General features: G+C 33.7%; 7 protein-coding genes. 2 read left to right on the forward strand and 5 right to left on the reverse strand.

What is annotated here, in order from left to right:
• Nucleotide 1: 1 nt before the first annotated feature.
• From FF125_RS03990 to FF125_RS04010, 5 genes are read right to left on the reverse strand one after another with little or no spacing between them, the layout of a single operon-like run.
• On the reverse strand, nucleotides 2–1,456 hold the full coding sequence (locus FF125_RS03990) for an MFS transporter (protein ID WP_138948564.1): 1,455 nt from the start codon (nucleotides 1,454–1,456) through the stop codon (nucleotides 2–4).
• Between the two features lie 20 nt (nucleotides 1,457–1,476).
• Nucleotides 1,477–2,622, reverse strand: coding sequence for an endo-1,4-beta-xylanase (locus FF125_RS03995; RefSeq protein WP_138948565.1), 1,146 nt, complete (start codon nucleotides 2,620–2,622; stop codon nucleotides 1,477–1,479).
• Between the two features lie 10 nt (nucleotides 2,623–2,632).
• Nucleotides 2,633–4,852: a glycoside hydrolase family 3 C-terminal domain-containing protein gene (locus tag FF125_RS04000; protein ID WP_250629680.1), complete on the reverse strand. Its 2,220-nt coding sequence runs from the start codon at nucleotides 4,850–4,852 to the stop codon at nucleotides 2,633–2,635.
• A 21-nt stretch (nucleotides 4,853–4,873) separates the two neighbouring features.
• Entirely contained in the window at nucleotides 4,874–7,309 is a 2,436-nt protein-coding gene (locus tag FF125_RS04005) for a GH36-type glycosyl hydrolase domain-containing protein (RefSeq protein ID WP_138948566.1), read from the reverse strand.
• A gap of 20 nt (nucleotides 7,310–7,329) precedes the next feature.
• A complete protein-coding gene (locus tag FF125_RS04010) occupies nucleotides 7,330–8,943 on the reverse strand; it encodes an MFS transporter (RefSeq protein WP_138948567.1) in 1,614 nt (537 codons plus the stop codon).
• 361 nt (nucleotides 8,944–9,304) lie between these two features.
• On the opposite strand from FF125_RS04010, the gene FF125_RS04015 reads away from it, so the two are divergent.
• Both FF125_RS04015 and FF125_RS04020 read left to right on the forward strand, forming a co-directional pair.
• Nucleotides 9,305–11,806, forward strand: coding sequence for a glycoside hydrolase family 9 protein (locus tag FF125_RS04015; RefSeq protein ID WP_138948568.1), 2,502 nt, complete (start codon nucleotides 9,305–9,307; stop codon nucleotides 11,804–11,806).
• 2 nt (nucleotides 11,807–11,808) lie between these two features.
• Complete coding sequence (locus tag FF125_RS04020; protein ID WP_138948569.1) at nucleotides 11,809–12,804, forward strand: glycosyl hydrolase; 996 nt, start codon at nucleotides 11,809–11,811, stop codon at nucleotides 12,802–12,804.
• Nucleotides 12,805–12,836: the final 32 nt, after the last annotated feature.

Here is a 12,836-nt window from a genome sequence, read left to right on the forward strand (position 1 = left end):
TTTAATTTCTTCGTTCATTTAAATCTGTTTCAATTTGTACTTCCATTTTTTTATTTATTTCATAGAAAAACAAAAGTCCTACACCCATTAAAAAAGGAATTGCTGGATAAATACTTACGAGCATTTTAGTCCCTTGTATGGCACTATCTGGTTGTATAATAGCTTCGCCAGCAGTAGCAACTTCTTTTGTAACGTAGCCATAAAGACCTAAAATCCATGTTAATAAGGCACTTCCTATACTAAGTCCTCCTTTTAAACCTACCATCATGGCGGAGAAAATAATGGCTGTAGCCCTTCTATTGGTTTTCCATTCAGAATAATCAGCAACATCTGCTATCATGGCCCATAGTAACGGAATTGTAATTCCATAGAAAAAACCATGGAATATTTGAGAGATAAACATTAACTCCACTGATTTTGAGGAGAAAAAATAAAAGAAAATAATGAATAGTGTTGATATAAATAAGAACACTTTAAAAACATCTCTTTTACCGTATTTATCTGCTAATCTTTTAGATAAACCAATACCAACAATCATAAAAATAATGCCACCAGCATTAAATAAACCAAAACCAGCAGAAACAGGATCTTCACCAAAGAAGTTAATTCCGATATTAGATAAGAAATCTAAAATGGGACTAATGAATGAGGTTAGCTCAGTGGCATCAACATAATTTTTAAAATAATAAACGTATGAACCACCTTTCATAGCGAGTGTAATAAAAATCAATGTTGTTAAAATCAACATGATAATCCATGGTTTGTTTTTCGTTAAATCACCAATATCCTCTTTTAAGCTTGATTTTTGCTCAGCAGTTGGTATTACACGTTCCTTTGTTGTTAGAAAAGTTATGATGAGCATAATAGTACCAATAATAGCTAGCCAAGTCATTACAATTTCAATACCAACAGCTTTGTCTCCACCACCAGCTGTTTCAATGATGGGTAGCATAAATACTTGCACAAAAAATTGAGCAAACATTACGGCTACGAATCGATATGATGATAGGCTGTTTCGCTCTCCCATATCACCGGTAATAACACCACTTAAAGCAGAGTAGGGTAAGTTGTTTGCAGCATAGAGTAATAGTAAAAGAGAATACGTTGCTGCAGCGTAAATAACCTTGCCTTTATATGCAAAATCGGGCGTGCTAAATGCTAAAAGAGCAGCAACTCCTAGCGGTATGGCTGTCCATAATATCCAAGGTCTAAATTTCCCCCATTTAGAGGTTGTTCTATCTGCAAGTGCACCAATAATTGGATTAAAACCGAAAGCGGCAATTAAACCTACAGTCAGCATAATAGCTGAAGCATGGTTTGTGTCAAGCCCATAAATATCGGTATAAAAATAGGCAAGGTAAGTCATTAGTGTTTGAAAAACCAAGTTTGCAGCAAGGTCACCTAAGCTATAGCCTATTTTTTCTTTTATGGATAATTTTTGTGAAATAGAACTCATAATTTTATGTGTTGAGGTAATTAGTTTTGTTTTTTAAGCTCTATTATTTGTTGATAAGCTTTTTTGGGATTCAATTTTCGGTCAAATAAAAGTGGGTGATTTGTTCTTCCTTTTATAGGCCAGTCATTGAGCCAAGATTGACCATCATGTACCCCCCAAAAGGTAACCCTACTTATTTTATCCTTATGTTTTAAAAATAAATTGAAAATGTCTTCATATCGTTTAGCTAGTTTGTTTTGTATTGAATCAGGTAATGTATTTGGATAAGGATTCATTTTAGGATCGCCTTCAAATTGCTCATAACTCTGTTCCACTGCCGCTCCATTTAAATCCCATGGATTAGGTAGTACGGTTATATCTAATTCAGTGAACATCACCTTAACACCTAAATCTGAATAGGCAATAATACTGTTTTCAATATCTTCTAAAGAAGGTCCTTCTAAACTCCAATGTGCTTGCATGCCAACGCCATCTATCTTTGTTCCTTTTGCTTGTAGATCTTTAACAAGTTGAACCACACCTGCTCTTTTTTCAGGTTTCCAAAGGTTATAATCATTATAATTTAGTTCGGCTGCTGGATCTGCCAGAGCAGCAAGTTGAAAAGCATAATTAATATAATCTTTACCCATTACTTTTAAGAAAATAGATTCTCGTAAGGTGCCATCTTCATTTAAGGCTTCATTTACCACATCCCAACTATGTATTCTTCCTTTGTATTTACCAACAATTGTGTTAATATGACTCTTAAGGTTCTCAGCCATTGTGGCACTGTCACTTATCGTATTTATATACGGAGCTAACTGGCTATGCCATACTAAAGTATGACCAACGATATGCATGGTGTTTTTTTCACCTAAAGCCACATATTGATCAGACATATTATAGTTGAACGTGTTTTCTTCAGGATGGATATTCATCCATTTCATAATGTTTTCTGGTGTAAGCGTATTAAACTCTTTACCAATTAATTGCAGAGCCAAGGTGTCTTTCCCGTTAATGTGATTATCATTTACGGCAGACCCAACAAAAAAGTCGTCTGAAAATGCACTTTTTAATGTTAATGTTTCTTCATTAACTTGTTTTTCTACTTCTTCTTTTTTCTCGCAACTAATTGCTGAAACCATAAATAAGAGTAGGAGTGTGGTGATTTTAAAGTTGATTTTCATGAGATGAATATTAGTTAATTGTGAATTTAATTTTTTTTGTGATATTATCTGAGGCGTTACCCACGTAAATGTAGTAATTGCCAGTTTCAAGTTGCCAATTGGCAGTTGATTCATTATAAAATGAAAGGTCATCGGTATTTATCAAAATCTCAACAGTTTTTTGTTCACCAGCGTTGAGATTAACTTTGTTGAACCCTTTCAATTCTTTGAAAGCTCTTTGGACTTTAGATTTAGATTTACCCACATATACTTGTACTACTTCCGCACCGTCTTCAGTCCCTGTATTGGCCACTTTGCAAGTCACTTTAATTTGACTTTTAGGAGTATATGATTTTTTGTCAGTGGTAATGTCGGTTAAGTCAAAAGAACTATATGATAATCCGAATCCAAATGGAAATAATGGTTTTATTTTTTTAGTATCGTGCCATCTGTAGCCTACTAAAATTCCCTCTTTGTATTCTTGATTAATAGAGTCGCCAGGATAAGAAATATCACCATAAAAATGAGCTGCATTATCTTTTAATTTTTTAGGAAAAGAAAAAGGTAATTTACCAGAAGGGTTTACATTACCTATAACAACATCGGCAATAGCTTCACCAGCCATACTTCCTAAATACCACGATTGCATTAATCCGTTCACATTGTCTAACCAAGGCATTTCTACAGCGTTACCACTAACTAGAATAACACCCATGTTTTTGTTAACCTTTAAAAGTTCATCAATTAAATCTTCTTGACCAAAAGGAAGTCCGAATTTTAACCGGTCACCACCTTCACAATCTTGATGATGATTTTTATTTAATCCACCCACGAATAAAACAATATCCGCTTTTTGTGCTGCAGCAATAGCTTCTGTTTTAAGTTTGCCAGCATCTAATGTAGAGGGTAAAACTTGAGCATAAGCAGAAGGTCCTGAGGCATAACCCATTGCATGAATTATAGTCGCGTTTTTGTAGATTTTTTTAAGGCCTTCCAATGGTGAAATTTCAAACTGTGCTTTTAATTCTGAAGAACCACCACCAATGGTCATAGAACGTGTGGCATTTTCACCAATTACAGCTATAGTTATATTTTTATCATCTTTAATTGGAAAGAAGTTGTTTTCATTTTTCAATAATACGATACCTTCAGAAGCAACTTTTCTTGCAACTTCGTGGTGTTCCACATTATTCATTCTTCCCATGGGTCTATTAGAACTCATGGTTGTGCGATACATCAACCTTAAAATTCTGCGGACTTTATCATCTACATATTTCTCGTCAATTTCACCACTTTTTAATAATTGTAAAAAAGGGTACGCTAGATAATAATTGTCATAGGCATTTTTTCGGTTTGTAGTTAAACCGTCAGTCCCTGTACCCATTTCAATATCTAATCCATTAAGAATTGCCTCTTTGGTATTATGAGCACTTCCCCAATCGGTTATAACAACGCCATCAAAACCCCAGTCACCTTTTAAAATTTTATTGATTAATTTATCATGATGACTACAATATTGTCCGTTGTGTTTATTGTATGACCCCATAAGAGACCAAACACCGCCTTCTATAATGGCTGCTTTAAAGGCAGGTAAATAGATTTCATGCAAAGCTCTTTCGCTTACTTTAACATTTATATGACCACGCCATTCTTCTTGGTTATTAAGAACATAATGTTTTACACAAGCCGAAACTCCATTTTGTTGCACTCCTTTTATATAAGGAACTACCATTTTTGAGGCAAGAAAAGGGTCTTCACCCATATACTCAAAATTACGACCATTTAAAGGTGTGCGGTAAATATTTACACCAGGACCTAATAAGATATCTTTCTTTCTATATCTTGCTTCTTCACCAACACTAATTCCATAGTCACTTGAAAGACTAGGGTTAAAGGTTGCCGAAAGACAAGTTAACGCTGGAAATGCTGTTATGGAATCATTTGTCCATTCTGCATAGCCCCAATTGTCCCAATTAATTTCACCTCTAACACCATGTGGTCCATCGGACATCCAGATTTCAGGAATCCCTAATCTAGGAATCCCCGGAGTACTAAATTTTGATTGAGCGTGGCATAGCGATACCTTTTCTTCTAACGTTAGTAAAGAAATTATACTGTCAATTTTTACTTCAGTATTTTTTGAATGAATACTGCTTGATTGTTGTGCGTTTGTAAGCGAATAACTTAGTATAAAGCACATAACAATTATGGAATGTATTGCTTTATTTTTTTGAATGATGAATGTGTTCATATTGTAATGTTTTTAAATAGTTTATCCCATGATTACTTCTATCGTATGTTCTTTTCCTTTTTCTAGGATAGGAACGATAGTAGAATCGATAGCTTTTCCATTTACATTAATTAATTTTATTCCTTTACTAACATGATCAGGGTTTTTAACTTCTATATGATAGGTAGCTCCTCTAAAATCTCTTTTCATTTTAAAACCATCCCATTTTTTTGGAATACAAGGATTAATGTTTAAACCATCATAATCAGTTTTAATACCTAATATATATTGAGTAATTGCAAAAAAGTTCCAAGAAGCTGTTCCAGAAAGCCAAGAATTTTTAGCCTCTCCAGGCTTAAAAGCCTCTTTACCAGCAATCATTTGACAATATACATAGGGTTCAACTTTATGCAGTTCTGATATATCTTCTAAAAAACTAGGAGCTATTTTTGTATAATAGTCATAAGCTTGATCACCGCGACCTAATACTGTTTCTCCTATCATTATCCATGGATTGTTGTGACAAAAAATACCTCCATTTTCTTTGTAACCAGCTGGGTATGTTGAAATTTCTCCATATTCAATATAATATTTTGTAAAAGCAGGACTATTTAAAACAATTCCATAATCACAATCTAAATGTTCTTTAACAGCATCTAATGATTTTTCAACCATTCCTTCTTCTTTACCAATTTCGGCCATAGTACACCAGCCTTGAGATTCTATAAAAATCTTTCCTTCTTCATTTTCGTTAGATCCGATTTTGTTTCCATAATAATCATAGGCACGTAAATACCAATCGCCATCCCAACCATGCTTTTTTACAGCTTCTATCATATTGTTTACATGATTTTCAGCTTCATTAGCTTCTTCCTCTTTTCCTATTCTGCGACATAATTTCACATATTCTTTACCATAAACTACAAAAAGACCAGCAATCATTAAAGACTCTGCTTTTCCATCTTTTTTATTTCCTGTAGTTTGGAAAGATTCATTAGGGTCTTCTGAAAAACAATTTAGATTCAGACAGTCATTCCAGTCGGCTCTTCCAATTAGAGGTAAACCATGTGGACCAAGATTATGAACAACATGGTAAAATGATACTTTTAAATGTTCAAAATGTGGTTTTGCTTTTGACGCATCATTATCAAATGGAACCATTTCATCTAATAAAGAAAAGTCACCAGTTTCTTTAATATATTCTGTAGTCGAAAGGATTAGCCATAAAGGATCGTCATTAAAGTCTCCCCCAACAGCTGAATTTCCTTTTTTAGTTAGAGGTTGGTATTGATGATAGCATGAGCCATCTTCAAACTGCGTTGAAGCAATGTCAAAAATACGTTCTCTTGCTCTTTCTGGAATTTGATGTACAAACCCAATAAGGTCTTGGTTAGAATCACGGAATCCCATTCCACGTCCAATACCTGATTCAAAGAATGAAGCAGAACGAGACATATTAAAGGTAACCATACATTGGTATTGATTCCAAATGTTTACCATTCTATCTAATTTATCATCATTAGATTGGATATTTATTTTGCCTAAAAGATTATCCCAATAGGTTCTTAGTTCATCTAAAGCAGCTTGCACCTTTTCAACAGTATCAAACTTGGCAATCATTTCCTTTGCAGGTTTTTTATTAATGATTGATTTACTTTCCCATTTATCTTCCTTATCAACTTCTACATAGCCTAACATGAATACATAGTCTTTTTCTTCACCTGGTTGTAACTCAACTTCAATATAATGAGACGCTATTGGTGACCAACCATGAGCAACAGAATTTTTAGGTTTTCCTTCTGTAACAACATCTGGTGTGTCAAAACCATTATATAAACCAATAAATGATTCTCTATCGGTATCAAAACCATTTATAGGTTGGTTAACTGAGTAAAATGCATAATGGTTACGTCTTTCTTTAAATTCAGTTTTGTGATAGATTACAGAATCTTCAATTTCAACTTCACCCGTATTAAAATTTCTTTGAAAGTTGGTCATATCATCTTCAGCATTCCATAAACACCATTCTACAAAAGAAAATAATTTTAACTTTTTAACTTCTGGGGAAGTGTTTTTAACGGTTACTTTTTGAATCTCTCCCCAAAACCCAAGTGGAATAAACTGAATAACTTCAGTCTCTACACCATTTTTAGCCCCTTTAAATTTGGTGTAACTCATACCATGACGGCATTCGTAGCTGTCAAGTTCTGTTTTAGAAGGTTTCCATCCTGGAGACCAAACCGTATCACCGTCTTTTATGTAAAAGTATTTACCACCATCATCCATAGGGACGTTATTATATCTATAACGAGTTAATCTTCTGAATTTAGCATCTTTATAAAAGGTGTAACCACCAGCTGTATTTGAGGTTAATGAGAAAAAATCTTCATTACCAAGATAATTTATCCAAGGATAAGGAGTCTTAGGGTTCGTAATTACATATTCTCTATTAGCATCATCAAAATGTCCGTATTTCATAATATATATCTTTAATCGTATTAGTTGTTTTGTTCTTTTAATCTTCTGGAATTCAATTCTAAAGTAATCTCATCAAGTTTCTTTTGGTTAAGAGGATATAAGGTCATTAATCCAGCGGTTATGACAGTGATTATAGCCGGAACCCAACTCATAAGCATAATAATACCTGGAATTGCTCCTTTAATAGATGTTGTATCTTGTCCATTGTAATGAAAAGCCCCTAATACCAATCCAATTATTGCTCCTGCAATTCCGCCTCCAAATTTAGTTGCAAACGAACCTGCTGAATAAATAAGACCTGTTGCTCTTCTTCCATTTTTAAATTCTGAAAAATCTGCTGCATCACCCAGCATAACAAAAAATAAAGTTGGAAACATTGCAGAAGCAAACTCTGAAACAATACCGATGGTGAAAATGGCACTAATATCTTCTGGGCCACAAAACATCAGTAATGAATTTACACCTCCAGAAAATAGTAAAGCATATATAAATAAATTGCGTTTACCTAGTTTTCTTCCTAATGGAGAAGTAAGCATGGCACCAGCTACAGAGGCTAGCATGAGTCCAACCAAATACGAAGCCGCTAATAATTGATCATTTAAATAATGTGTAAAATAGATAACAACAATACCTTGCTTTATAGAATTATAAACATTGAATAGGAGTCCGATAACCAATAGAACAACCCAAGGTTTATTAGAAATAAGGTCTTTTAAATCTTGTTTTAAATTGTTTTTTTGAGCTTTAGGAGGTTGTACTCTTTCTCTTGTGGTATAAAATGTAATGAACATGAATAGAGCTAGAAAAGCAGACATCACATACATGGAATTACTATAACCTTTCTTTTGATCAATAATTGAAATAGTACTCTTGGTAATATTTTCTTCTCCTGTTACAATAAATGCGTACTTTTTACCGGCTTGCATTGCAAAACTCTTTCCATGGGTTGGAATATTTTCTTCAGAATCCATATTCGCATCTTCCCAAACAAATGTTGCTATACCGTCTTCTGTTTTTATATTGACACTCTCTACATCTTTTGATGTAGAAACTTCTACTTTAAATTTTTCATTAGCTAATTTATTGATTTCAATGTCTGGATTCACATTCCCAAAATGAGCTACTAGAAATAATAAGGCACCTTGAACAAGCATACCACCTGCAAATGCTCCTACCATTCTATAAGAACCTAAGGTTGTTCTCACTTTATCATCTCCTGTCATAACTGCCATAAGAGCACCATATGGAATATTGTTGGCTGTATAAAGTAGCGTGAAGAATATATAGGTAACATATGCGTAAGCAATTTTACCAGATGCACTTAAATCAGGGCTTGTAAATAATAATGAGAGTATAACAGCCAATGGTATAGCTGTCCATAATATCCAGGGTCTGAATTTACCATATTTAGATTTGGTTCTATCGCCAATAACACCCATTAAGATATCACTGATTCCATCACTAAATCTAGCTACTAGAAATAGAACTCCAACGGTTACTGGACTTAGTCCAAAAACATCAGTATAAAATATAAATAAGAAGGTGGCTACACCTCTCCAAGCAATATTTGCTGCTCCATCACCTAATGCGTAACCGATTTTTTCTTTTAATGATATTTTCTGATTTATGTTCATCGTTGGTTTTAAAGAATTAACTAATTAATGGTAATAATAAAGCTTATGTCATTTGTTCTTTTTCAAAAAAAATCAATTATGGGTAATGAAGTTACTATGGTATTACACTGTAAAAATAATTCAATACAAAATGAAGTGATATAAATGATGAAGCGTGTAATAATACAATTGTTGTATAGGTAATATTTTTGTGTAAGTTTTCACTAAAACATGTATGTTATTAGGGTTTTGTTAAATATATTTACAATAGGTCGGATTGATTTTATGAGATGTAATATTTTATATAAGACAATTCAACTTGTTATATGAGTGGATTTATTGATACCATTGAAAGAACTTATCATTTGAAATATTTAGAATTATGAAACATTTTTTATTTGCTTACGTATTGCTCAGCAGTGTCTATTTTTATGGACAGCAGAAAGTAGATTCTACTCAAATTTTTACCATTAATAATTTGGAGTATTTAGAAATGCAAGGTGCTAATGTTATGTTGGCCCATGATTTTTATCCCGAGAGTCATCAAGGAGGTGTCGGAATTATTCAAAATGGTATTCGCGTTGCTACTAATGGTGATTTAAGATTGGAACCTACACCCGGTCAATGGCAACCTGTTCCAAAAGTAGGTGAAAGGAAAGTGGATTGGAAAAACCATGAGATTAGCGTGAAAATGACCTATCCTGATGCCACAAAAAATCAAACAGGGTTTAATCCTATTGTGTATCCTGATTTAAGCATGTCTTATAATTTAAAAATTATTCCTCAAGGAAAATCTTTTAAAATTGTAGTCGATTTAGATGAGCCAATTCCAGAAAAGTGGGTTGGTAAAGTGGGTATGAATATAGAACTGTTTCCTGGGGAGTTATTCGGTAAGAGTTATTATATGGATGATCATTTTGGGTTATTTAACAGACAAGCTAATGGACCCGGATATAAGGATGGCGATGATGAGTTTCAATTGACTCCAATGGCTAAAGGAAAAGAACTGGTTATAGTTCCAGAAAATGAAAGTCAAACGCTACGTATTAAAAATCTTCAAAATACGGATTTACAATTAATAGATGGTAGAGCTAAACATAGTAATGGATGGTTTGTGGTGAGGTCTTTGGTGCCTTCTGGTAAAACTAAAAATGCTATAGAATGGTTAATTACTCCAAATGTTATTGATGATTATAAATACAGTCCTGTCGTACAAGTGTCGCAGGTTGGTTATCATCCAAATCAAGAAAAAATTGCCGTTGTTGAAACTGACAAGCTTGATGAAAATATCCAAGAAATAAAGCTATTAAGAATTAACAATAAAGGCGGATTTACAGAAGTGTTATCGCAAAATCTTAAAGATTGGGGTAACTTTTTACGATACAAATACTACCAATTTGATTTCTCTGAAATAAAAGAACCTGGAATGTATGTAATTAAATATAATGAGTTTACAACACGTCCATTTCAAATAAGTACTACTGTTTTTCAAAGAAATGTTTGGCAACCAACATTAGAATATTTTTTACCTGTGCAAATGTGCCATATGAGGGTAAATGATAGGTATAAGGTTTGGCATGGACGCTGTCATATAGATGATGCAAGAATGGCACCGGTCAATACCAATCATTTTGATGGTTATTTACAAGGCCCAGAAACGCTTACCACTTTTAAATCTGGTGATCATGTTCCCGGAATTAATTTAGGAGGTTGGCATGATGCAGGAGACTATGATCTTAGAGTAGAATCTCAAGCTTCGACCATTCAAGGATTAGCTCATATTTATGAAATATTTAAGGTAGATTATGATAATACCAGTATTGATCAAGAAACCAAAACGGTAGAAATGCTTCAGCCAGATGGCAAAGCCGATGTATTGCAACAGATAGAGCATGGAGCCTTGTCAATTATAGGAGGTTATGAGTCCTTAGGTAGATTCTATAGAGGGATTATTGTACCTCATAAGCGTCAATATATTCTATTAGGAGATGCGGTGAACCATAGTGATAATGTGGTTTATTCAGGAAATGATAAATTATCAGCTTCAGGAGTATCTGCCATTGAAAAAGGATTGGATAATGCACCAGATGACAGATGGGTTTTTACAGAAAACAATCCCAAAAGAGAAATTAATACAGCGGCAGCACTTGCGGCTACCGCAAGAGTTTTAAAAGGATTTAATGAGGGCTTAGCATCAAAATGTTTAACAATAGCAGAAAATATTTGGGCAAATACGTCCACCAATAATAAGTTAGATAAAATTGAGTTGGCTGTCGAGTTATTAAGAACTACAGGCAATGCTAAATATGCAGAATATTTAAGTGATAATGTTAAGGTGATAACTGAAAATATAGAAAAAGTAGGATGGGTCGTAGGCCCTGCATTACCACTCGTGAAAAGTAAAAAGTTCAGAACAAAAATTGAAGGTGCGGTAAAAGAATATTTAGAAAAAGTTCAGCACTTGGAAAATGAAACTCCATATGGCTTAGTTTATAAACCAGACATTTGGGGAGCCGGTTGGGGCATTCAAAACTTTGGAGTAAGACAATATTATTTCCATACTAGCTATCCAGATATTTTTCCTAAAAAGTATATGTTAAATGCTATGAATTTTATTTTGGGCGTACATCCTGGTATAAATACATCCTCATTTGCTAGTGGTGTAGGGTCAAGATCTTTAACACAGGCTTATGGAATAAATAGAGGAGAACATTCTTATATTCCGGGAGGCATTGGTTCGGGTACAGCATTAATTCGTCCCGATTTTCCAGAATTATTAGAATGGCCCTTCTTATGGCAACAAACTGAATATGTGCTGGGAGGAGGAACAACTGATTATATATTTTTAATATTAGCAGCAGATCAATTGTTGAATAAAAATTAAATATGAAATATTATTATCTACTAATTGCTTTGGTCTTTAGTGTCGTGTGTAATTCACAGATTGAACCAGTAAACAAAGAAGCCTCAAAAGAAGCAAAAGATTTATTGACTTATATAGGTAATTTAAATGGTCAAATTCTTTCAGGCCAACATTGTTATAGTCATGAAACAAATCGATTTTATGACAGTGTAAAAAATATGACTGGAAAATACCCTGCCATTTGGGGAGCTGATTTTTATTGGAGTAATGGTGAGGTTGATCCTGGTTATAAACTCGTAAACGAAGTCATAAAAAAACATAATGAAGGTGCGATAATTACATTGATGTGGCATGTAGGTAAACCATCAGATGATGCACCTTATGGTTGGAAAGAGAGTGTTCAAAGTGAAATTTCTAATAAAGATTGGAAAGACCTTGTTACACCTGGAACTTTAGTGCACAAGAGATGGTTACATCAAGTAGATCAATTGGCAATTCACTTAAAAGAGATTCAAAAAAATAAGATACCTGTATTGTTTAGACCTTATCACGAAATGAATGGTGTTTGGTTTTGGTGGGGAGACAAAAAGGGTGAAGAAGGGTTTGTGAAATTATGGAAAATGTTATTTCAACGTTTGACAGATTATCATAGCATAAATAATTTAATCTGGGTTTGGAATGCTAATGCTCCTAGAGATATACCCAAAGATGAAGCTTTTGAATACAAAGATTTTTATCCAGGACATCAATTTGTTGATGTGTTAGCTACGGATGTGTATCATTACGATTATGAGCAAAAAGACTATGAGCAATTATTGGAACTGGCAGATGGAAAACCAATCGCTCTTGGTGAAGTTGGACAATTACCAAATGTTATTATTTTAAAGGCTCAACCAAAATGGTCATGGTTCATGGTTTGGTCAGGATGGCTAAAAACTGCAAATACAGATGAAGGTGTTAAGGATATTTATAATTACTCAAATACGATAACCAGAGATGAATTAAAAAATGAGCATTAAAAGTTGTTACCACTTTTTTCAAAATCTTTAGC

Origin of the sequence: Aureibaculum algae, assembly GCF_006065315.1 — a bacterium.
GTDB lineage: Bacteria > Bacteroidota > Bacteroidia > Flavobacteriales > Flavobacteriaceae > Aureibaculum > Aureibaculum algae.

What these genes read in the sequence shown, in the direction of transcription:
- FF125_RS03990 (WP_138948564.1), bottom strand. Translation starts at nt 1,456, where the DNA reads ATGAGTTCTATTTCACAAAAATTATCCATAAAAGAAAAAATAGGCTAT.
- FF125_RS03995 (WP_138948565.1), bottom strand. Translation starts at nt 2,622, where the DNA reads ATGAAAATCAACTTTAAAATCACCACACTCCTACTCTTATTTATGGTT.
- FF125_RS04000 (WP_250629680.1), bottom strand. Translation starts at nt 4,852, where the DNA reads ATGAACACATTCATCATTCAAAAAAATAAAGCAATACATTCCATAATT.
- FF125_RS04005 (WP_138948566.1), bottom strand. Translation starts at nt 7,309, where the DNA reads ATGAAATACGGACATTTTGATGATGCTAATAGAGAATATGTAATTACG.
- FF125_RS04010 (WP_138948567.1), bottom strand. Translation starts at nt 8,943, where the DNA reads ATGAACATAAATCAGAAAATATCATTAAAAGAAAAAATCGGTTACGCA.
- FF125_RS04015 (WP_138948568.1), top strand. Translation starts at nt 9,305, where the DNA reads ATGAAACATTTTTTATTTGCTTACGTATTGCTCAGCAGTGTCTATTTT.
- FF125_RS04020 (WP_138948569.1), top strand. Translation starts at nt 11,809, where the DNA reads ATGAAATATTATTATCTACTAATTGCTTTGGTCTTTAGTGTCGTGTGT.